Annotated in this window: 21 protein-coding genes; 4 read left to right on the forward strand and 17 right to left on the reverse strand. The window is 43.8% G+C overall.

Annotation, left to right across the window (positions count from 1 at the left end):
- Positions 1-139: 139 nt before the first annotated feature.
- Entirely contained in the window at positions 140-280 is a 141-nt protein-coding gene (gene degQ / locus NSQ83_RS16775) for a degradation enzyme regulation protein DegQ (RefSeq protein WP_003220708.1), read from the reverse strand.
- Between the two features lie 221 nt (positions 281-501).
- Between degQ and NSQ83_RS16780 the strand changes: the two genes are divergently transcribed.
- Both NSQ83_RS16780 and NSQ83_RS16785 read left to right on the forward strand, forming a co-directional pair.
- Positions 502-627 carry a hypothetical protein gene (locus tag NSQ83_RS16780; protein ID WP_121549029.1) on the forward strand — a complete coding sequence of 42 codons (126 nt, stop codon included), beginning with the start codon at positions 502-504 and terminating at the stop codon, positions 625-627.
- A gap of 114 nt (positions 628-741) precedes the next feature.
- Positions 742-1,110 carry a hypothetical protein gene (locus tag NSQ83_RS16785; RefSeq protein ID WP_038427878.1) on the forward strand — a complete coding sequence of 123 codons (369 nt, stop codon included), beginning with the start codon at positions 742-744 and terminating at the stop codon, positions 1,108-1,110.
- On the opposite strand, the gene pdeH is transcribed toward NSQ83_RS16785, so the two are convergent.
- The 7 genes from pdeH to NSQ83_RS16820 all read right to left on the reverse strand — a co-directional run bounded on the left by pdeH (position 1,086) and on the right by NSQ83_RS16820 (position 6,769).
- Positions 1,086-2,315, reverse strand: a complete 1,230-nt coding sequence (gene pdeH, locus NSQ83_RS16790; RefSeq protein ID WP_339238693.1) for a cyclic di-GMP phosphodiesterase — start codon at positions 2,313-2,315, stop codon at positions 1,086-1,088. The genes NSQ83_RS16785 and pdeH overlap by 25 nt on opposite strands.
- A 136-nt stretch (positions 2,316-2,451) precedes the next feature.
- Positions 2,452-3,924: a nicotinate phosphoribosyltransferase gene (locus tag NSQ83_RS16795; protein ID WP_003228788.1), complete on the reverse strand. Its 1,473-nt coding sequence runs from the start codon at positions 3,922-3,924 to the stop codon at positions 2,452-2,454.
- Between the two features lie 15 nt (positions 3,925-3,939).
- Positions 3,940-4,491, reverse strand: a complete 552-nt coding sequence (locus NSQ83_RS16800; RefSeq protein ID WP_014477836.1) for an isochorismatase family cysteine hydrolase — start codon at positions 4,489-4,491, stop codon at positions 3,940-3,942.
- A 96-nt stretch (positions 4,492-4,587) separates the two neighbouring features.
- Entirely contained in the window at positions 4,588-4,986 is a 399-nt protein-coding gene (locus NSQ83_RS16805; RefSeq protein WP_015251331.1) for a YueI family protein, read from the reverse strand.
- Positions 4,987-5,057: 71 nt separating this feature from the next.
- Positions 5,058-5,306 (reverse strand): YueH family protein, encoded by a 249-nt coding sequence (locus NSQ83_RS16810; protein WP_021480501.1) that lies wholly within the window; start codon positions 5,304-5,306, stop codon positions 5,058-5,060.
- Between the two features lie 72 nt (positions 5,307-5,378).
- Positions 5,379-5,600 (reverse strand): spore germination protein, encoded by a 222-nt coding sequence (locus tag NSQ83_RS16815; RefSeq protein WP_014477839.1) that lies wholly within the window; start codon positions 5,598-5,600, stop codon positions 5,379-5,381.
- Between the two features lie 59 nt (positions 5,601-5,659).
- Complete coding sequence (locus NSQ83_RS16820; RefSeq protein ID WP_015483636.1) at positions 5,660-6,769, reverse strand: AI-2E family transporter; 1,110 nt, start codon at positions 6,767-6,769, stop codon at positions 5,660-5,662.
- Positions 6,770-6,883: 114 nt separating this feature from the next.
- On the opposite strand from NSQ83_RS16820, the gene NSQ83_RS16825 reads away from it, so the two are divergent.
- Positions 6,884-7,273: a DUF2283 domain-containing protein gene (locus NSQ83_RS16825; protein ID WP_032722441.1), complete on the forward strand. Its 390-nt coding sequence runs from the start codon at positions 6,884-6,886 to the stop codon at positions 7,271-7,273.
- Between the two features lie 40 nt (positions 7,274-7,313).
- Here NSQ83_RS16825 and NSQ83_RS16830 read toward each other — a convergent pair whose 3' ends face one another.
- From NSQ83_RS16830 to NSQ83_RS16870, 9 genes are all read right to left on the reverse strand, one after another.
- Positions 7,314-7,550 carry a YuzF family protein gene (locus NSQ83_RS16830; RefSeq protein WP_003220677.1) on the reverse strand — a complete coding sequence of 79 codons (237 nt, stop codon included), beginning with the start codon at positions 7,548-7,550 and terminating at the stop codon, positions 7,314-7,316.
- 175 nt (positions 7,551-7,725) lie between these two features.
- Complete coding sequence (locus tag NSQ83_RS16835; RefSeq protein WP_003244444.1) at positions 7,726-8,256, reverse strand: HD domain-containing protein; 531 nt, start codon at positions 8,254-8,256, stop codon at positions 7,726-7,728.
- 196 nt (positions 8,257-8,452) lie between these two features.
- Positions 8,453-9,184, reverse strand: a complete 732-nt coding sequence (locus tag NSQ83_RS16840; protein WP_122894659.1) for a (S)-benzoin forming benzil reductase — start codon at positions 9,182-9,184, stop codon at positions 8,453-8,455.
- A gap of 62 nt (positions 9,185-9,246) precedes the next feature.
- Positions 9,247-9,702, reverse strand: coding sequence for a type VII secretion protein EssA (essA, locus tag NSQ83_RS16845; protein WP_015251327.1), 456 nt, complete (start codon positions 9,700-9,702; stop codon positions 9,247-9,249).
- 31 nt (positions 9,703-9,733) lie between these two features.
- Positions 9,734-12,958: a type VII secretion protein EsaA gene (gene esaA / locus NSQ83_RS16850; protein WP_198878534.1), complete on the reverse strand. Its 3,225-nt coding sequence runs from the start codon at positions 12,956-12,958 to the stop codon at positions 9,734-9,736.
- Positions 12,955-17,442: a type VII secretion protein EssC gene (gene essC / locus NSQ83_RS16855; protein ID WP_198878533.1), complete on the reverse strand. Its 4,488-nt coding sequence runs from the start codon at positions 17,440-17,442 to the stop codon at positions 12,955-12,957. Before essC ends, esaA begins: the two co-directional genes overlap by 4 nt.
- Positions 17,443-17,502: 60 nt before the next feature.
- Positions 17,503-18,858 (reverse strand): type VII secretion protein EssB, encoded by a 1,356-nt coding sequence (gene essB, locus NSQ83_RS16860; protein WP_046663925.1) that lies wholly within the window; start codon positions 18,856-18,858, stop codon positions 17,503-17,505.
- A gap of 14 nt (positions 18,859-18,872) precedes the next feature.
- Entirely contained in the window at positions 18,873-19,112 is a 240-nt protein-coding gene (gene yukD / locus NSQ83_RS16865; protein WP_003228763.1) for an ESX secretion system protein YukD, read from the reverse strand.
- 69 nt (positions 19,113-19,181) lie between these two features.
- Entirely contained in the window at positions 19,182-19,475 is a 294-nt protein-coding gene (locus NSQ83_RS16870) for a WXG100 family type VII secretion target (protein WP_003220661.1), read from the reverse strand.
- A gap of 521 nt (positions 19,476-19,996) precedes the next feature.
- Between NSQ83_RS16870 and adeR the strand changes: the two genes are divergently transcribed.
- On the forward strand, positions 19,997-21,265 hold the full coding sequence (adeR, locus tag NSQ83_RS16875) for a sporulation transcriptional activator AdeR (RefSeq protein WP_046663926.1): 1,269 nt from the start codon (positions 19,997-19,999) through the stop codon (positions 21,263-21,265).
- The last annotated feature ends 92 nt before the right edge of the window (positions 21,266-21,357 follow it).

Consider the following 21,357-nt stretch of genomic DNA (forward strand, 5'->3'; position numbering starts at 1 on the left):
GACTTCCCCCCTCCCATTCCATTTTACTAAATGGGACATTTAAAGGACAGCAGGTTTTTCGTTTTTTAACAATCATATAATACTTTATCCATTTATTGTATCGGTAGAACGAAAAAAAAGACTTGTTTCCAAGTCTTTTTCACGAAATTTTCATTGCATAATTGTATTTATCGAGTTGATCAATGCTTTTGTTAATGTTTCGTAATGAATCTGTCGTTTCTTTAATATCAAGTTCGAGTCGGAATAACAATTGTTTTACTTCTTCAAGTTTCTTTTCCATCGTTTCCACACTCCTTTTTTTGAAAGATCAATGAATTGTGTATGGTGAACGAGTCCTAGGTATTTGATCTGTTACTAATAGTGTATCTGCTTTCGGCTCATTTTTCACCGAAAAGTATGCAAAAAAGTCCTGCGTGACACCGCAAATCTCAATAGGTCCTTATACTCAAAGGAATCACAACAAGAACGGGACTATCTTTCTATGCGAAAGAGCGTTTATATGTGCTGAAATTGAGAAAGATTCTTAATCTCCTTGATTTTAACGGGTTTCGCATTTTCATTAAGCAAGACTATAGTCCTTCATACCGTATTTTCAAAATTGAATATGCGATTCTTGGCGTTTCCTGACCGACAAACACCGAAAAAGACCGCAACGCTAAAGTTGTGGCCTTTTCGCTTTGTCATATTCGGCAATTAGGGATCTATACATATAGAAACATCCTTTTTTTGCGAGGTGCTCCCATGAGATATCGTTATCCCTGGTTTTACGTGTATCCGTATGAGGTACGCCGTCCGCCCACTCCTGCCAACAATATTGATACCTTTATCCGTTCAGCGAGGCAGGCCGCAGGGATATTTGCGGATGCCCAGCTCGTTCTCGGCCGCATTGCGGGCTCGCGGGAGCTCTCGCGCCGCATTCTGACGGCAGCCGAGCAGTCCGATAAACAAACCATCAAGCGCCTGATCAAACAAATGGGCGTCCGGCATGAAGTGGATACGGTCTTTAATCCCGACGGCATCTATATCAGTCTTATCGGAACGCAAAGCCGAATGATTCTTGCTTTGCGGTGGTCAGAGGACCGCAATCATTTTGCGTCCATAAGATTATGACACCATTCCAGAGCCTCAAGATAACATTCATACGCTTCTTCTTTGTCGAGTTGATTGCCTAATTCCGAGCAAGTGTCCCAGTTGTTGCTTTCAATTAATTTCACAAGCTCAAGCATTTGGTAGTAGTCGTTTTGATGGCCTAATAATGCTTGCCCGACTTCATCTTTTAAAGGCAATTCTTGAACAATTTCCTCTATTTCTCTATGCAGGAGGGTGTCTATGAGAGAAAACATTCCGATCAGCATATAAGAAGCAGGCTGCGGCCGGGATGTCTTTCTCGCCAGCAGTTCGCAAAGCTTTGCTCTTATCAAAGAAATCTTAATGATTTCGTGCTTGCTGGAATGCCCTTTCCTGCTTAAATCCTTAAAGGAAAGAATATAGATCCACCGTTTGATTTCATTAAATCCCAGCAGCATAATGGCCTGTTGAATGCTTTCAATTTTCTGGCTCAAACGGCTGTGGGATGAGTTTAAAAATTTTAAAATTTGATAGGACAGTGATAAATCCCGCTCTATGTACTCTGTCACACGCTTTATGTTAGGCTGCTCTTTACTCAGTTCGTTAAGCAGTTCATAGTAAGAATAGAAATGAGTCGATAGGTCATGCCCGCTGATGATGCGCGGCTCGCTGAAAAAGTAGCCTTGGAATAATTGAAAGCCGTCTTGGACCGCCTGTTTATATTCTTTTCGGGTCTCTACTTTTTCCGCTAAAAAAATCAGGCCGCGGCAGCCGTAGGTTTGCAAAATTGTTCTGCGTTCCATTCGTGTTGTTTTGAGAAAATCAATTTTCAATATATCAATATAGCTCATGAGTTTTTCCAGTAAGTCCTCATCTTGCGGGTTTATTGCATAAAAATCATCAAGCGCCAGCATATACCCCATTTTTTTCAATTCTTTGCATCTAGAAATGAGGGCCGGCGTGATCGGTATATCTTCAAGGATTTCAATGACAAGCTGTTTCGGATTGAAGGAGGTAGGAAGATTCGAAAACATCAGGCTTTCCGTAAAATTAACAAAACAGCGTTTCCCTTCCGTCAGCTTCTCAATTCCGATGTTTAAAAAGCTGTTGATCACCAAATCTGTTGTTGCCTGATCGCCGTCTTTAGCGCTATACACGTTCTCTTCGCTTTCTCTATACAGCAGTTCATAAGCAACAACATGTTCTTTTCTATTAAAAATAGGCTGTCTTGCAACAAACACCCTCATTGATTTATCCCCCTTACAATACGCGCGGCTTTCACCCCTAAGTATATCAAATAATTTGACGAAAATTGTCTAAACATGAAAAATAATATATACATAAAGAAAACTGGCCCTTCGCGAATGAAAGGCCAGTTTTTCTTTATTCTTCCTCAAGCTCTTCTTCAATTCTGCTTTTCACTTCGTGGATCCGCTGCATTTTATTGCTCCAGCAGTCCTCGCTTAAATCAACCGGGTATTCCTCCGGCTTGCTGATTCTCTTATATTCCTCCCAAAGCAGGCTGAGGTTATCCTGCACATACTGCTGTATGTCTGAAATCTCAGGGTTTTGGTAGCAAAGAATACCCTTCTCAAAAATCAGCTCATGAAGATCCTTCGCATAAAAATTCGTGACAAATTTGCTGATGAATGTATGAACCGGGTGGAACATTCTGAGCCGCTTCTGATCATTCACCTGCTCATCATAAAGCGCAATATAGTCGCCTTCAGAATGATGGTTGGACTGATTAATAATGCGGTAGACTTTCTTTCTGCCCGGTGTCGTCACTTTTTCAGGATTGGACGAAATTTTGATCGTGTCAACCATTTTCCCGTCTTCTTCAATGGCAACGAGTTTATAAACTGCGCCGAGAGCCGGCTGGTCATAGGCAGTGATCAGCTTTGTACCGACACCCCAGACATCAATGCGCGCTCCCTGAGCCTTTAAATTCATAATGGTGTGCTCATCCAAATCGCTTGAAGCAATCACCTTCGCATCTGTAAATCCTGCTTCATCAAGCATTTTCCGGGCTTTTTTTGACAGGTACGCCAAATCGCCGCTGTCCAGACGGATGCCAATGAAATTAATGCGGTCGCCGAATTCCTTGGCAACCCTAATCGCGTTCGGCATGCCTGAACGAAGCGTGTCATACGTGTCAACTAAGAAGACGCAATCCTTATGTGTTTCCGCGTATTTTTTGAAAGCTGTATATTCATCGCGGTAAGCCTGCACAAGCGCATGCGCATGTGTGCCGGAAACCGGGATGTTAAAGCGCTTTCCGGCTCTTACATTGCTTGTCGCGCTAAAGCCGCCGATTAAGGCTGCTCTCGCTCCCCACATGGCCGCATCCATTTCGTGCGCCCGTCTTGTTCCGAATTCAAGCGCAACTTCATCACCAATGACGCCTTTAATCCGGGCAGCCTTTGTTGCAATTAATGTTTGATAGTTCACAATGTTGAGCAAAGCTGTTTCAATCAGCTGCGCTTCTACCAGGGGTGCCTCCACCCTCATAATCGGCTCATTGTTAAAAACGAGCTCTCCTTCTTTCATGGAGTAAAGTGAACCTGTAAAAGATAAGCCGCGCAAATATTCAATAAAATCTTCATGATACCCGAGTTCATCCTGTAAATAACTCAAATCGCTATCCGTAAACTTGAAATTTTCCAAGTATTCAATGGCTTTTTCCAAGCCCGCAAATACGGCATAGCCATTTTCAAACGGAAGCCTTCTGAAAAACAGCTCAAAAATCGCTTTCTTTTCATGAATGCCGTCTCTCCAGTACGTTTCCGCCATATTGATCTGATAAAGGTCTGTATGTAATGACAGGCTGTCATCTTTAAATCCGTACTCTAACACTGTTTTTCCCCTTCCTTACTCTGCCACTTGCGCTCCGATGCTGTTTGCAAAATGGGAAAGAGCCCATGCGTGCCCCTCCTGATTAAAGCTGGCGACAGCTTGTTTATGCACAACAATCCGAAAACCTTTGTTGTATGCGTCAACAGCTGTATGCAACACACAAATATCTGTGCAGACACCGGCAAGGTGCAGTTCGCCAATCTGCCGCTCTCTGAGTTTGAGCTCTAAATCAGTTCCCGCAAAAGCAGAATATCTCGTTTTTTCCATGTAGTAAACATTAGGCTCATGTTCATGTTTCTGATATAGAGGCAAAAGCTTTCCGTACAGATCTTTTCCTTCCGTGCCTTTTATATTATGCGGAGGAAAAAGACGGGTTTCAGGGTGATATTGATCCCCTTCATCATGAGAATCTACTGCTAATACGACGTAATCACCGTTTGTGATGAATTCTTCAGTTAAATTGACGATCGCCTCTTCAATCATTCTGCCGGGCTCCCCGCAGGTCAATTTTCCGTCACTCGCCACAAAATCATTCGTATAATCAATACAAATAAGTGCTTTTTTCATAGCCGGCCTCCCCGCCATCAGTATGAGAACATTATATCTTATCTCCAGTTGTAAGTGAATTGCCATGAACAAAAAGACAAACGGTCCGTTTGTCTCTTAAGATTTCAGCACTGACCGATTATAAATGTCGTCCTGAATATATATCAATTCACGATTCACAGCGATGTCAGCCGCAATGACGATGCCTAAAGGCGTATGAAACTGAAGATCAGATACAATCTTGAAGGGCACTCCGTACCGGTTCGCCATTTGGATATAAGGAGAGTAAGACTGATACTGAAGCTCTCCATTAATCAAAAGGGTGACGTTATGGCTGTTTTTCAGCTCGTGCTCCGCCTCTTTATACGGTTTGCTTCTAAGCACCTGTCCTTTCGTCAGTGCCAAAACGACTCTTTCTCTTAGAGAACCTAAAAACAAGTGGCGCTCGTCAGGCTTTGTCTCCAAAGGCCCATACATTCCTTGCTGCAAATAGAGATCCATTTTATCTTCACTCAAAAGCCTGTCCTCCCGTCTTGTTTGTCTTCATTATCACCTGATCAGGCAGGAGCTAAACTTTCAAGCGCCGTTTACATTTCTGTTACCCAATGAATGATTTTTTTGGCCAGCTCACCAGCAGGGATTTCCTCTGTATGCCGGCGCAACGACGCTTCCAGCCGTTCAGGCAGAGTTGCTTTATCTTCTTCATAGGAAATGATCGTGCTCCACTCCAGCTGCGGTACCGCTACAAGCGTGCGCAGTTCTTTTCTGTTTTCATGCAGATACACGTCCGTGATCATTCCGGTTTGCGTATTGATATTTGCTTTTCTGATTTTCATAACATGACCTCTCTATTCAAAGACTACCCATATTATACAATAAAAAAGCAACAGCCTCTTGTGAAAAGGCTGTTACCCGTTAAACGAAACTGTTTCATCAGTGATATCGGCATCTTTGAAGAGAGTTTTACTCGTTTGGTTGTTAATCTTCACAAAATCACCAAGCTGAAATGTGCCTGACCCCGCCCCTGAATGAGCGACGCTTTTGGGCGAAATCGCAAATACGTCTCCAAAGCTTGCCGCGGCATTACCCGTAACTGACATGATATAAATCGGCCCCACAATTGCAGGCATTTCCCCACCTCCGCATTGATTTACAGCATCATATGCAAAGAGCCGCTAATGGTGCCCGCCTATTCAGCTGGCTTTGCGTTTTCCTCGAGTCGTGACCGCTGGCGCAGCTTGATCAAGCGGACAATATTCAGGAAGAACGCCTTCACTACCGCATAAACCGGCACCGCTAAAATCATGCCGAGAATTCCGCCGAAGCTTCCCGCTCCGATTAATAGCAAAATAATCGTAAGCGGATGGGTATTCAGCCGCTTTCCGATCACAAGAGGAGACAGCAGGTTTCCGTCCAGCTGCTGAACGATGACGACCACAATAATCGCAAACAGCGCTTTGGCCGGCGAGTCCATAAAACCGACAATGACAGCCGGCGCGGCACCGAGAAAAGGCCCGACATAGGGAATGATATTGGTAATCGCCATGACAATCCCAAGAATCAGGGCATACGGCAGTCCGGCAATTAAATAGCCGATAAAACACGCTGTTCCGACAAAAAGACAGATTAACAGCTGCCCCTGGAAATATGCCGCAAGCGTATCGGATAAATCTTTAAAAATCTTTAAGCCTTCTGTCCGATAAGAAGCCGGTAGAATTTTTACTGCCAAATGCGGAAAGCGGTGTCCGTCTTTCAGCATGTAAAAAAGGATAAATGGAACAGTAATAATAACAAGCGTGATGTTTGTCACGACACCAAACACCGCAGATAAACTGGACGTGATATTTTGCGGCAGGTTTTGGAGAAAACTTGTCAATGACTGTTCAATTTTTGATATCGATACATAATCCTGGTTCATCATCCAGGTAAACCATTGAGAATGGGACAAATCCTTTGTCAGCGCCTGAATCTGTTTTATATAATCAGGAAGGTTGTTAAACAGCCCTGTCACCTGTGAGGTGATGATAGGTCCGACTGACGCTGAAATAAAGGCAAGCAAACCGATAAACAGTAAATAGATCAATAGGATGGATAATGTCCGCGGAATTTTTTTCTCAAGCAGGCGGACGACCGGATTAAATATGAAATACAAAATTCCCGCAATTAGCATCGGGAAAAACAATGTCGAGATAAAAACAATAAACGGCTGAAATACAAATGAAACTTTTGTTGCTACATAAATAATCAGCAAAACAAATAAAATCTGCAATGTCCAAAAATGGACTTTTGATTTCAACAAGCTTTGTTCCTCCTAGTTTTTCTTTGTCTGTCAGATAAAAGAACTTATACCCCATCATTGTAACAAAAATGAACCCATATCAGAACTCTTAATATAATGAAAGGAGTGTTGGTGATGAAGGCCGTGACATACGATACAGATTCAGAACTGGCTTATATCTATGTTCTTCCTCCGAAAAGGAACAGGAATATACGGTCTGAGGAGCTTAAAGTCAATGATTGTATCCTGCTGGATATCAGCCAAGATGGCAAAATTGCCGGATTCGAATGTTTTGGTGAGGCAGCACACCTCTGTGCCCCATTTGCCGGGAAATCCCGGCTATATGTAAAAGATTCAGACGGTTATCATTTTCGGGTCTGCCAGCATGCTTCAGTCCGTTCCTGCTATACAGTGTACGGCGTCACTTTCTGTTTTTCAGATGGTGACTATCAGGAATTTGCCGGTTTTGACCTTGACGGAACAATGTATCATAGTGCGTTTTTACAGCGCTTAACTGAAAAATAGGACGTCCCGGTGTACGCCTATTTTTCATGCGCAAGCACTGTTAGACCCGCTCACTGTAATCTGGGGTGACGGAAATCATGTGCTGGATTCTGATCAAACAAACAGAATTTCGGGCTCCTTCAATTGTGATATGGTCAGGTTTAACATCGATCAGTCTGCCTCTGACCGTATCTCGTACTGTCTGTATAACGAACCTTGAGCCGATGAGCTTTTTAATGGTCTGATAGACATAAGGATCGACTAAAGAGACCAGTTGCGGACTACCTTGGTTGACCATATTTTTATCCCCTTTGTGTGTTTTATCTCAGCTTATGCCGCGCTTATGGATAATGACACAGGCTTACCTGATAAAACAAAGGGGTGCGGAGATTTTAGGAGAATACGTTTGGAAGCGGTGTAAAGGAAGTATCGATGAAGCGGAGACAGCGAAGAAAGCTGGCGCTGTTCCGTACTTATACAGGCTTTATCACGGATGCCTGGGCTTGGTCGATTAATTGGTCCAGCTTTTCTATTTTTTTTCGTGCGGTTGAAGGATCAATTTGGCGGTAATGATGGTGGCCGCCCGGCTCTTCATCCAGTTCGTCCGCTTTTTTGACAATCTGCTGCAGTGTGTTTTTATCTAATTCGCCTTCAGGCAAATAGGAATCTGTATGAAGCAAAATGGCTAGTGCAATCTCTTTTGCTGCTTTCGGTTCCTCGCCAAGCCGAATCAGAAGTTTATGCGCCCGTTCCGCCCCTTTAATGGCATGAATGTCATTTCTTTTGTATTTCTCATAATCCCACTTTCCGTCTGTATACCATTCATAATGGCCAATGTCATGAAGCAGTGCCGCTTTTGCTGCTAAATCAGGATTGATGTCAGCCTTCACAGACAGCCTGTATGCATGATAAGCGCAGGCAATCGCATGTGCCACGCCGGAACGCTGAAGATATTTTTGTGCAATTGGATGGGTGAAAACATCCATTAATGTAACCTTTCTCATGGAAACCCCTCCTTTAGATATTTTTAGAATCCTAACATAATTTGCAGAGAAACTCAATTCTTATGTCACATCATTTTGATCTTCTTATCATCATTGTTATACCCTAAAAGCAACGTTTCAGTCAGTATATGCGGCTGTTCAATAAAATGCGCTGGCTGTAGCCTTTTGTATAAAAAAAGAGCAGAAAATATCTGCTCTACAAAAACTCTTTAATATCATAAATGCGGCCGTTTTCCGTCCCTTTTTCTAGTAAAGAAAGCAGCGTGCCGGCAATAAAGTCCGGACTGCGAAGGCTTCCTGTTTCATTTAATTTCCGGAATCGTTCAATGTGGTGGAAATCCTTTTTCGATGAAGAACGGATGACGGCCTGCATCTCAGTGTCCATCACTCCAGGTGAGAACGAAATCATGTTCACCGGCAGCTCTTCATCCTCCTGTTCAAATCCGAATGTCCTCGTAAACATGTCGAGCCCGGCTTTTGAACTGCAATACGCGCTCCATCCCTTATATGGATTTTTGGCGGCTCCTGAAGTAATGTTGACAACCGTCTTTTTGCCGCTGTATGAAGCAAACCGTTTTGTAAACAGCTGACTCAAAAGCACGGGCGCAGTCAGGTTCAGCTGATAATGGCGCTGAAGCTCGTCAAGAGACGCTTCGCCGGCACGTTTGATCGGCGTTACCATTCCGGCGTTATTGATAAGGGTAATACCAGAATAACGATCTGGATCGATGGATGAGAGCAATGTTTCAAATTGCTGTTCAGCTTCTTCAAGATTGATGAGGTCTATTTGATGCTGCGTTAGTTTTTCATGAGAGACATCTGTTTTCGTTCTGGATAAGGCATGGACTTCATGCCCCTTTTCTAAAGCCTGTAATGCAACGGCTTGACCCAGCCCTTTTGACGCTCCGGTGATGATATAAAGTTCCATTGGAAACCTCCTTTTCCGTTATTATTGTACGGCACTGCTTTTACACAACACAAGCACGCGGCCTACGCCTTTTTGTTTTCCTGCGCTGTGACTTTTGGGATGAGGAACACGATGCCTGCAATTCCGAGCAGGATCAGTACGACATAGATCATCGGCAGCAGCAATGATGATGTTTCTTGTTCATCTTCTGTTTCCGTTGATGATGTCTTTGTTATTGGTTTTTCAGCAAATGTAATTCCAAGCTGTTTCGACTGGGCCGCAATCGTGTTGGAATCCTCGGCATTTGTTGATGTAAACAAATCTTTTATCAGCTCGGCGTCCTTGTCCTTCGGTTTATCAAAAGTGATATCCTTTTGTTCCTCAGGCAGTTCTGTTTTTTCTTCATAGTAGGTATCTTCATGCAAATAATTCGTATCGATTTCGATGTCTTTTTTCTCATACTGGTTTGGCGCGACATCTGTATTTTCTTCAGTTTGGGCAGCAGCTGCAGAGGGTATGAAAAGGGAAAAGGAGAGCATACAAATCATGATCCCCTTTTCCATGCTGCGATCACGCTTCATACGTTTCATCGCTTTCTGCTGTGTGTTCAGCCATCAGCCGGATAATCAGCGGCAGAGCCGCGGCAATCACCGTAATGATCAGCAGAACTGTTATTCCCATTGTAAACAAGTGCCCAGTACCGTACTGGATGTCGATATATACTTTCGAAACCGGATCTTCAAATGTAAAGTTCGGCATGATCAAATCAATAAGCGGTGCGACATAGAATAGAATCATAGCTGCTGAAGCAACCCATCCAGGGATTGATCCGAATCTGAATGCCGTCCGGATGAAGGCAGAGCTTGCGACCAGCAATAGAATCGTAAACACCGACCACTTAATCGTCTGATCGTCCGGCAGTGAATAAATATTCAAACCGAACAAGCTGATCATAAGTCCGACAAGGATATTCAGAATTCCGAATAACGCTCCTTTGACGAGAAGCGGTGCGTTTTGGTAATACGAGCTGAAATAGCCGATTAACAGACTGCTGATCAACACAATGACAAGGATGACAACCGGCGGTACCGTCTGAATTTTTTCTTCTGGAACCTCTCCGCTGATTTTAAGCGGATTCGCTAAGTAATCATATACATAGCCATTGTTTTGCCCGTCTACTAATGTGTTTCCGAGTATGCCGTATACGTCATTGCGCACGAGTTTCGTGGAGGCGACATTTTTCCGCCAGTTGTTGTTTAAGGTGTCGGCTTTCGCTTGAACATCATTGACACTTTGCTGCATGTTGGTTGTGTAATCAATGATGCCTGACTGGCGATCAGACAATGAACCCATCATGTCTGACATTTGCAGCACTTCCTGGCCGACCGTATCTTGGACACTCAGTGCCATGGTGCCAGACAGCCCGTCGTTGCTGAACGTCGCAGATTCCTGTGTTGCGCCTGTTACCAGCTGTTCTGTCGCTTTTGCGGCACTTTCAGAGATTTTCGTCAGTTCGTCGAGAACACCTGCTTGAGAGTCACGGATAAAGCCGCTGTAGTCGTCCGCAAATTTGGTCATGCCGTCGATGAAGCTGTTAATATCCTCATCTGTTTGCATCGTGTTGTTTTTGAGAGCTTCCCAGCTGGCTGATTCTTCAGGTGTGAGAGCCAGGACTGATTTGACGTTGCCCTGCTGGCCTTCAATAGCGCCGGCTTTTGCAGCACTGTCAATCGTACCGGATAATACAGAGTCATAAACAGACAAATATTTATAGTATCTCATTAAAGCGGAGATGCTTTCTGTATTGATTTCTCCTGAAAATTGAAGCTGATCTTTATTTTCAAGCTCGCGAATCGCACTGTAAATCCCTTCAAACTCCCGCTTCCGTTTCGCTTCGAGTCTTTTGAGATTATCATCGAGTGTTTTCACTTGGTCTTTGAGATCATCTATTTCATCATTAAGACCGTCCATTTGCTCTTTCAATTCTTGAAGCTTCTTCTTCAGTGCTTCATTATGTGTATTTTCTTTTTCCTTCAGCTCTTCTTCGATTTGCTTAATTCGCTCAGACGCTTTGCTGAGCTGTTCTTTTGCTCTGGCGATATCAGAAATGTCACCGTTTCCTGGTTGATCTTGGTCCCCGGGCTCCGTCGTATCTCCGCCGCTACCGGTATCTCCTGAATCTCCGGTTCCGCCTTCATTTGCCAGCTTGATAAATTGAAGGGCTGAATCAGAAGATGCAGTCTGTTCGGCAGATGTGCCCGTTTCGGTTTTTCCGCTGTCTGACGCATCGCCGTTCTGCTCCTGACCGTCTGTTCCCTTCTGCTGGTCTTGATCCTGAGTACTGCCGTCCGTTTGTCCGTCATTACCGGTATCACTGCTGTTATTGTCGTTCCCTGTGTCGCCCTGTGTATCATCGGGCTTTGTACTGCCCCCGTCATCAGGTTTTTCTGGATTATCAGTGGACGGATCGTCTGGTTCAGTACCCGGGTCCTCCGGTGTTGGGTCCTCTTTTTCAGGCTCCTTCAGATTGTCTGAAATATCCTGAATATCAGCAGCGATATTTTTCAGTTCTTCACGCTGTTTTTCAAGATCAATTTTGAGTTCTTCAGGATCTTCTTCTTTAGGGTCTTTATCTTTATCATTGTTGTCAGAACCATCGTCTATGACTGGGTCGTCCCCTTTCGCAACTGTCAATGCCTGACGTGCCGGGACAAGCAATTGGTACACCTGATTTAGTGCAGCCTGTCTTGATGCGGCCTGATATTGTTCGATTAAATTACTTTGGATTTTTGCCATGCCAAGTTCCTGCTGGGACACTTGCCCTTCCCTAATTTCCTGGGCGTTTGCCAGCACATTACTGGTTTGTCCGAGCTGTGTCTTCGCTTGGCCGATCCCGGTTGCCAACCCGCTCATGCGTTCGCTGAACTGATTCGCCTTTTGCTGTGCCTGGATGGCATCCAGACCTGTCCGGATTTGCTGCTGTGTTGAATCCTGGGCTGCCAAAAGCAGCTTTTTCTGATTCTCTTGATATTCTTTGTACCTTTCAACTGTATCAATGAATTCTTTCAGCGTGTTTTTGGCTTCCTCCGCCGTAGAAGCTTTTTCTTTTGTCGTGCCTTGCGCTTCATTCATTGATTTCTTCAGCTCATCGATTAAGTCTTTTTGCTGTTTGATTTCACCTGCTAAATCATTAGAGCTTGGTTTGTAAAAGTTGTACATGACATTCTGGAATTCAGATTCTTTATTGACGATCTTGTCAAATTCTCCTCTGATGTTGTCCACTTTTTGCGAAACAAAGTTCCAGTATAAGGCCGACATTTTTTTGTTCATTGTCTTTTGGGCATCCTCAAGCTCCCGCTGAACTTTTTCTTTGTTAACCGCATTCAGGTTATCTTGAATGCTGAATTCGAGCGTTGCTTTTTGAGGATGGTCTTTGTCATAGCTCAAAATGTTTTTTGAGAAGTCTGAGGGAATGTAGACGATCGCATCATATTTCTTTGAAGCGAGACCGGTCTCGGCCGCGCTTCGGTTTACGACCGTCCACGAATAATCAGGACGTTCACCCAGAACGGCCGCTACTTCCTTGCCGAACTGGGCGGATTTGTCCTCTTCATCAGACTTTACCTCATCACTCAATACGCCTGTGTCTTCATTCACCACCGCGATTTGCCGGGTGGAATTGACTGCTTTTTTCGTCGGATCGTCTCCGATAAATCGGAAAAACAACACCGGCAGCAGCAAAATGATAATGACGGCGGATATTAACTTGATCAAGCTTTTTCGTTGTTCTGTCATCTAGCACTCTCCCTTTCAGCAGAACATAAAGGAATTTGAACTTTTTGCTCCTTCCCGTTTTCCACAACATATCCGAAGCCCGGCTGAATCTCCGGCTCCTGTCTTTGGTACGGGAGAGGAATGACATTTTGCTCAGACTTTTTCATCAGCAGAATCGCGTGGCGGATTTGCTTCATCTCAGTCGTCAAGGAGTCATAGCCTTTTGAGAATTCGCTGTGGTTACCACCCGGGATAAAACTGAAGCCAAGATGAGCGTATGATTTCATGAAGTTAGCGAGACGGTCTTGTATTCTCGTATCAATCGTCTGCTGGAATCTCGTTATCCCGTCAATCATCAGCACCACTTGTGAGAATCGAAGATTTTGCGCGTCTCCTTGGCGGACGGCTTCTACATACATGGCTTCTCTTGTTTTGAAAATGTCTTCTGCTGTTTCAATCCACTGCTCAATATCTTCTTTCGTTTCCAAATATGAAACATCTGATTCCTTCGCATAATGAGATAAGCCGCGGTCAATCGAGTCAAACAGGCCGATCATTTCGGTTTCATCATCAATCAGATGTTCGAGCATGACTTTTAGGACGTTTGTTTTCCCGCGCTGAGTCTGGCCTAAAATCAGGCAGTGCTTATGCTTGCCCAAATCAAAATAGACTGGGCTGACTGTTTCTTCATGAAGCCCGATCGGTACAGATAAAGGCTTGCGTTCCAGCTTGAAGCGGAGAGACAATTCTCTCGTAGACAAGCTCTCAGGCAGCATCGGAATCGGTGCCGGCTGCTCCATTGAAGCAAATCGCCCTTGAAGTTTCTGTACGTCTGATTTCAGCTCGTTGAACATGCCGATATCATCATCGGCGTCAACAGGCAGGAACATTTGCGCGAAATAAAGCTCTTCCTTTTGAATGATGACGCGTCCCGGAATCGGCTCAAGATTGAATTTCGGACGGCCGTAAATGGAATATCCTTCTGATTGATCCATGAGATAATGGACAACCTTTGTTTTCAAGTTATTTAACAATGACTGGCGGACAGCATTCACCCTCGTTGCTGTCAGCATAAAGTAGATACCCAAGCTTTGTCCGTCTCTGGAAAGCTGGACAAATTCCGATTCAAGCTCATGCATCTCATCCTTGACAATGTCAAAGTTGTCAATGGTGATAAAAATGAACGGGAGCTCTTCTTCGCTCAGCGCATTGTACATTTTGATGTGGCTGATTTCTTTTTCCCGGAACAAACGTTTACGGCGGTCAATTTCTTCTTTGATGCGAATCATGAACTTTTCAATTTTTCTTGACTGGTCCATCAGGAAGTAATCCGCGGTATGCGGGAGCTTCGCTAATGGCAGCAGCGTTCCGTTTCCGAAATCAAAGATATAGACATGAAGCTCTTCAGGTGTGTATACGTCCGCAAAACTCATCAGGAACGTTGCGGCTGCAATCGATTTTCCGTAGCCCGAAGAGCCGAAGATGCCGATATTTCCATCTTCCATCATCTTATAAGCAATTGGCGCCTGTCTTTGCAGATCAGGTTCATCGACATACGCAAAGTGGAAATGGTCTTTTTCGTCTGAAGGGAAAAGAGTGCGCGGAATACGTTCCGCAAGCGGCGGCAGCCAAGGGCTTGGCAGCTTCTCGATTCCCATTTCATCTTGGATGCGTTCAATTTCGTCAACTACAGCTTCGATTTCGGTTTGAACGTCTTTTTTCGCGTTATCTTCGGTATCAACCTCAGAAAGCGGGATCAAACCCGTATCTGTAACAATCGCGATTTCATCCTCAGTACCGTAGACTTCCTCTAAGTAAGGCGCCCCGCTCCATGCAGATTGGAAAAGCTCATACACTTCATTGTTTCCGACCTGCAAATAGCCGCGGCCTGTTACGGTAATGTTTGCGGCATCGCTGTTTTTCAAAATTTCTTTACTGTCGGTGGCATCCTGGACCTTGAGCGCTACTTTAAAGCGCGAGTTACTCCAGATCTGGTCGTCGATGATGCCGCCTGGCTTCTGTGTCGCCAAAATCAAATGAACGCCGAGGCTTCGTCCGATACGCGCGGCGCTGACAAGCTCCCTGATAAAATCAGGCTCCTCGCTTTTCAGCTCGGCAAACTCATCAGAAATTAAGAACAAGTGAGGCATCGCCACTTCTGCTTTCCCTTGCTTGTATAGCTTTGTATAGTCATTGATGTGATTGACTTGATACTGGTCAAACAGGCGCTGCCTTTTTTTCAGCTCGCTTTTAATGGAAGCAAGCGCACGCATACTGAAGTTTTTGCTTCCTTCAATATTTGTGATCGTGCCGAGGAGGTGGGGAATGTTGCGGAACGGCTGCGCCATTCCTCCGCCTTTATAGTCAATTAGTAAGAAAGCCGCTTCATGCGGATGAAAATGCACTGCAAGTGACAAGATGTAGGTCTGGAGAAATTCACTTTTCCCTGATCCCGTTGTCCCCGCAAGCAAGCCGTGCGGACCGTGTGCTTTTTCGTGAAGGTTCAGATACACAATGTCATCTTTCCCTTTATAGCCGATCGGCACTGACAGCGACTTCGACGATTCACTTGTCAGCCATCTTTGCTGAATGCCGATTTCTTTTACTTCCTTCGCATGAAAAAGCTCCAGGAACGATACCGTTTCCGGAATGGAATTCGTAATGCCGACTTGGTGGTTCAGCGTCCGCAGCGTGCGTGAGAACCGTTCGTTGTCCTCACGCTGATGATGATCGAGACGGAACGGAATTCTTACCGCTTTTTTCTTTTGTATTAAAATGTCGCCTTCATGCTCATTGATGTAGCGGACAAGAGTTGTAATGTTTTCCGACAAGCTTTCCTTTGTTTCAGCCGCGACAATTGTCGAGATGCCCAGATGCTCATGCTGTCCTTCTAAATATTCGAGAATGACATGCTCAGAGATCAGCTGCTGATTCGTGATGACAAATACAAAATGCGGTTTGAACTGCAGTTTTTCTTTGTCATCTTCGAGATCACGCTCTCTGATCAATTCGTAAAGTGAAGACAGGAGCTGATCTCGGGTTTGCTCATTATAAATAAATCCTTTTGCATAAATATGGGGCATTTGAAATTGGGGAAGCCACTTCATCCACTCCCAGTCTTTATACTCTTCTTCATGAAAAATAAATACAAAACGCAAATCGTGATAGCTGTTAAAGAACGACAGCTGTCCGATCAACTGGTGAATCTCATTTTTCACAATTTGCGATTTACCGACAAGCCCCATCGGACCTTCTGCCAAATCGACCGTCACCGGCGCATTGCGGATGTCCTTATAGACGCGCTGCATGTGCTGCGACTTCTCCATGAGGTCATCGATATCACGATTCGCCAAGTCTCCGCCGCTCATATTGATTTCATAGCTTGACGGAACTGTTCCCGTCCCAAGCCGCAGCTGGAGATAATCCTTGCTTTCAAGTGATTTTTCCCAGATCCGGTCACTGATTTCACTTGTTAAGTATTTCATTTGTTCAAATGAAGGAAAGTGAAATTCAAGAACCTGCTTTTGCTTTTCAGCAAGTGCCTGAAGCTCTTTCCGCTTATTGTCTAAGTAAAGCTTATATACACGCTCCCGTTTTTCCTCGCGTTTTTTCCGCTGGTTTTTATCCCGGAAATATTGCACTGTCGAGGTAATGAGAGTCATCATAAACATCGCCAAAGAAACGAGTATAAATATGCCGCGCGGCTGGATGATGGCAACTACGCCCATCACGATCAGCATCACAAGCGGAGGCAGGATGACGAGCCACAGCCCTCTGTTGGTTTGATCGCTCTCCTGAGAGGGAAAACTGAAAGAAACGCGGTCATCCGGCAGATCGTATACCATCCGCGGCGTTCTTCTGTACTGCGGATATTTTTTCTGCATCTCTGTACTCGGTTTGACCGTTTCTGTTAACGCTGTTTCAAACTGGGCATAATGAACAATTTCTAAAAGGTCTTGTTCCGTCACCCTCATTTGCGTGAAGTTCCAGAATATTTCATCCCCCGGCTTGAGCGGCGTATTGGCGTTGATTTTCTCTCCGTTCAAGAATATCGTTCCGCTTTCAGGGCGGACCGACCAGCTGCCGCCTGCACGAAGCAAAGAAAACGTGCTTTGTTCTGCAAATGCAAAATCTTGCGGATTCAGATAAATATCTGCATTCGTTTTTTCTGAGGAACATACAATTTCATCCCGATTTCCCGTAAAATAAACGGATTTCTCAGGTTCACTGCCCGTCAATATCAAGCGTATATCCTGCTGATCCGTTTGGAGAGTAAATGATATATCCGTCTCAATCGTGCCGAGACAATCATTTCCCAGGAAAACTTCGTATTGGCCGCCGGATTCCTTTCTTTTAAGAGAAACCACTCCGCTATTAAATGGAATGGTGCTGATCGTAACAGAATCCTTCACATCAGGCCCTATGGTCACCGGATGAGACGACGGGAGGTTAGACAGATTTAATTTTTGAACGTTATTTTGGTAAAAAACCCATAATAGACTCAAATGGCGAACCCCCTTACGGTCGAATGGCAGCATGCGATGACCTGCGCTTCATGTCTCACGTTATTTGTCATCTTTTTTCTCATCTTTCTTTTCTGTTTCTTTTTTCTCGTCTTCTTTTTTCTTCTGTTCTTCTTTTTTCGCTTTTTCCTCGACTGCGGCTTTTTCTTCTGCCGCTTTCTCTTCTGCTTGTTTTTCTTCGTCTGTTTGTGTCTGTTCTTCGCTTGTATCGACTAACGATGTTTCAGAATTAGACTGTTTATTTTCTTGACGTTCTTTTTGGGCTTTTTCAAGCTCACTATTTACTGAGTCAAGTTCTTTTTGTATGTCTTCATCATTTGTATCCTCAGATAAAAGCTGCTGTTTATATTTAGCTAGGGCAAAGTAAATATAATCATTGTATTCAAGCTTACGGCCGATACTGATCGCTTCTTTGTATTCTCCTCGACCATAATCAATCCAATACAAGAAATGCTGAGGGTCTGATTGAAGGGTGACTAAGTTATTTTCTATATTTTTGGTTTTTGCACTCCCCAGGTTTTCGACCTCAACATAGGACGTCGCCAGCTGATACTGCACCGATTCAGGCAGGCTTTCCGCATCGTACTTGGACAGTGTGCTGATGACTTCACTGTACTGCTTGTTTAAGAACGCACGGTTGCTGTCCACTATCGCCTGGTGCTTTGGCTGCGCGAAAAATAAGGCGTACATCGAATAAATAAGTGCCGGTACAAGCAAAACAATGAGCCCCAGGCCGATATATCGCTGGATGTTCCACTTCTTTCTCGGGATATGTATGTATGTTTTTGCTTTGGCTTCGAGCTCATCAATATGGGTTCGAATCAGCTCGAGCAAATCATCATAGGATTCAGCATCTAATATCGCCTTTGCCTCTGCGGAGAACGTCAGCGTTTCATTGAATTTCAGGTAGTCTTCAAACGCAAAAGCGCCGTCAACTGCCAAAGCCGCTGCCGCTTTCAGCTCCTGCCATACTCTTTCCTCATCACGCTCGTAAGGAGGAATGCTTTCTTTTACTCCATAATGGAGAAAATAAGGCGTAAGCCCTTTATCGAATACAATGTTTTCAGGAGCGACAATCAAATTCAGCCTCGACAGATTGTGCTGCTGTACGGCTTGAACAAGCTGATAGGCAAACTGCCATTTACTTTTTTTATCCTTAGCTTTCATGAAGCGGAATGCTTTATAGGAGGAGGGAGGTTGGATTGTGATGATTACTTCATCATCCGTCACATCGATTTCTTTATGAAAAAATGGATTTATATCTTTGATCACGTTAGCTTCAAGACCGTCGAGAAGCTTTATTTTTTCCCGTTGAAAGGTAAATGTATAGCCGGCATCTGTTTTCTCGGCAACAGCTTCTAATTGGTTTTCTAAATATGATTTTTGTTTACCTGACATTCAACCAGATCCTTTCATAATATTTCAAGCCGGTCTCCGTTTGTAATGCCGCAATCAGACAGCTTGCATTCTCCGGAAAACACCTTATCCTTGTTCACCACTCTGATCCAGTGCCCTTCGCGCGGAGGCATAGATACGCTTTGGGCCTGCCAAGCAATATCAATTACTTTTTTCACCGGGTGGTAATCTGACAATCTGAGATCAAAGACACTGCCGTTATAATGTTTCAAATCTATTGTAATATCAATATACATTTAGGATCACCCTTACATAGAAAGAGCGCCGTCTTCTTTTGAATCAGGCGCTCCTTCCCTTTCATACTGTTATCCGCGGATTTGATTTGCGATGTCTTGGTCAGTAGACTCAAGTGTATTTGCTGTTTGATCAAGCTGCTGATTCACATCTTGAAGCAAATCTGACATTTTGATAAATGAAGGTTTGAGCTGCTCGTATTGATCTGCGAACGCTTCGCTTGAAGCACCTTCCCACATGCTTTTCAAATCAGAGATCATTCGGTTTAAACGATCAACCTGATTTAATACTTCTTGGCTTTCAACGCCGTATTGCTTCGCCATCGCTCTTAGCTCTTCGGGTGTGACACGAATTAATCCTGCCATATTCCTCATTACCTCCTGTGCCATCAGCCTAAATATGGGCTAATTCACTTATTTTTAGAACGTCATTATTATAAAAACAGTTTTTCGGCATAGTCAAACAAATATGTTTTAATTTTACAAAATGAGTCCAATGGTTTACCCCGAATCACTTAAAAATGACATATACTGTAAAGTAAATAGGTTTATTTTCTTAATCTTCTCTTCATTCTCCGAATAATCCAAAAGACCCAAATAACTCTCCAACTCCCAAAAAAAACCTTTCAGAAAATTTGATGCTACAGCACCATTTCTGAAAGGTTCAGTTTTTTCTTTCCTTAATTAGTCTCGCCTCCGATGACTTTCTTAGAAGATTAATAGGATAAGCTGTCGTATTATATGAGGCATACAACTGTCCTGCAAAAAGGCGATTACACCGCCAAATGTATATAGAACGTTTCTCTCATGAAATTGTTTTTTTGCTTCTGTTCTTTGTTGTTGATTTTCACAAACAACAACAATCATAATAAAAGGAAGGGGATGAGATGTCAAAGAGAAATCAAGCACGAAAAGTAGGGAGATTTATGACCATGCCGAATGATCCGTTTAAATATAGTTTTGACAGACTTGAAGATGTGGCTGATCATATCAGCGACGTTCTGCAGTGCCCGATCACCATAGAGGATGTTAACCACAAGCTGCTTGCCTACAGTACACACAGCGACTGCACAGACCCTGCCCGGACGTCTACCATTATTGGCAGAAGGGTACCGGAGAAGGTGATTAACAAGCTGTGGAAAGACGGGACAATTCCTGCTCTCTTAAAAACGGACCAGCCGATCAGAGTCAAGCAAATCGATGAAGTCGGGCTGAGCAATCGCGTCGCTATTTCGATTTGGAAAAACAAGCAAGTACTTGGCTTCATATGGGCGCTTGAGATCCAAAAAACATTGTCCGATGAAGATCTGCTGACATTGCAAATGGCAGCAAAAGCAGTGAAAAACAAGCTTCTCAAACTTCAAATCAGAAAAACGAAAAATGAAGAACGCAGCCAAGAATTTTTCTGGAAAATGCTGACCGGACACATCCATCAGGAGGATGATATGGCGGATGGGTTCCATAAGCTTGGAATGGCCGCTCCTTCAGAGTTCTCCGTTATGATCATCCGCATAAATGGCGAGCTGACTGAAAAAATCGAACAGCAGCTGCAATATTTACAGGAAACGACCCAGCAGGTTTACGTGCTGCTGGCGACCGTAGATTCCAATGAACTTATTATATTAACCTCACCCAAAACAGATCATCCTTTTCAAGATTTAAAACAGTTTGCTTTAAGTACGCAAAAACAGCTGAAGGAGCGGTATAAAATAGAAGACGTTTCTATCGCTTTTGGCGGAATATACAACTCTATTTCTTTTGTCTCCCGCTCCTATCAGGAAGCATTGTCCGTCTTAAAAACGAAGGAACGGTTCGCTGAAGAGACCAAACATCTTTTCAGCTTTTCTGAGTTAGGCATTTATCAATACTTAGATGTCTTAAATGAAAAACGGAAACAGGCGGGCCATTATAATTACTCGCTTTCCAAACTGGAACAATATGACCAGGATCACCAGTCAAATCTGGTAGAGACGCTAGAGCGCTTTATTGAAGCGGACAGCAACGTGAATACCGCTTCTAAGCTGTTAAATATACACGTTAATACGTTGAATTACCGCCTTAAGCGGATCAGCCAGATCGCTGAAATTGATTTGAAAAATGTGAATCAAAAATTCACCATCTATTTAGATATCAAACTTCGGCACATGGATTTGTGAAATTTCACAAATCCATGTTTTTTTATTTTCTTAATCAAACAAAGAATTTTCCAAAATATCAAGCTACACTAAAAATATCACAGGATACAGGA

The sequence above is a fragment of the Bacillus sp. PS217 genome (genome assembly GCF_037963535.1).
GTDB lineage: Bacteria > Bacillota > Bacilli > Bacillales > Bacillaceae > Bacillus > Bacillus subtilis.

What these genes read in the sequence shown, in the direction of transcription:
- essA (WP_015251327.1), bottom strand. Translation starts at nt 9,702, where the DNA reads ATGCTCTCCTTTTCCCTTTTCATACCCTCTGCAGCTGCTGCCCAAACT.
- esaA (WP_198878534.1), bottom strand. Translation starts at nt 12,958, where the DNA reads ATGACAGAACAACGAAAAAGCTTGATCAAGTTAATATCCGCCGTCATT.
- NSQ83_RS16835 (WP_003244444.1), bottom strand. Translation starts at nt 8,256, where the DNA reads ATGAGAAAGGTTACATTAATGGATGTTTTCACCCATCCAATTGCACAA.
- essB (WP_046663925.1), bottom strand. Translation starts at nt 18,858, where the DNA reads ATGTCAGGTAAACAAAAATCATATTTAGAAAACCAATTAGAAGCTGTT.
- NSQ83_RS16825 (WP_032722441.1), top strand. Translation starts at nt 6,884, where the DNA reads ATGAAGGCCGTGACATACGATACAGATTCAGAACTGGCTTATATCTAT.
- degQ (WP_003220708.1), bottom strand. Translation starts at nt 280, where the DNA reads ATGGAAAAGAAACTTGAAGAAGTAAAACAATTGTTATTCCGACTCGAA.
- NSQ83_RS16785 (WP_038427878.1), top strand. Translation starts at nt 742, where the DNA reads ATGAGATATCGTTATCCCTGGTTTTACGTGTATCCGTATGAGGTACGC.
- NSQ83_RS16840 (WP_122894659.1), bottom strand. Translation starts at nt 9,184, where the DNA reads ATGGAACTTTATATCATCACCGGAGCGTCAAAAGGGCTGGGTCAAGCC.
- adeR (WP_046663926.1), top strand. Translation starts at nt 19,997, where the DNA reads ATGTCAAAGAGAAATCAAGCACGAAAAGTAGGGAGATTTATGACCATG.
- NSQ83_RS16800 (WP_014477836.1), bottom strand. Translation starts at nt 4,491, where the DNA reads ATGAAAAAAGCACTTATTTGTATTGATTATACGAATGATTTTGTGGCG.
- yukD (WP_003228763.1), bottom strand. Translation starts at nt 19,112, where the DNA reads ATGTATATTGATATTACAATAGATTTGAAACATTATAACGGCAGTGTC.
- pdeH (WP_339238693.1), bottom strand. Translation starts at nt 2,315, where the DNA reads ATGAGGGTGTTTGTTGCAAGACAGCCTATTTTTAATAGAAAAGAACAT.
- NSQ83_RS16810 (WP_021480501.1), bottom strand. Translation starts at nt 5,306, where the DNA reads ATGAAAATCAGAAAAGCAAATATCAATACGCAAACCGGAATGATCACG.
- NSQ83_RS16815 (WP_014477839.1), bottom strand. Translation starts at nt 5,600, where the DNA reads ATGCCTGCAATTGTGGGGCCGATTTATATCATGTCAGTTACGGGTAAT.
- NSQ83_RS16870 (WP_003220661.1), bottom strand. Translation starts at nt 19,475, where the DNA reads ATGGCAGGATTAATTCGTGTCACACCCGAAGAGCTAAGAGCGATGGCG.
- NSQ83_RS16830 (WP_003220677.1), bottom strand. Translation starts at nt 7,550, where the DNA reads ATGGTCAACCAAGGTAGTCCGCAACTGGTCTCTTTAGTCGATCCTTAT.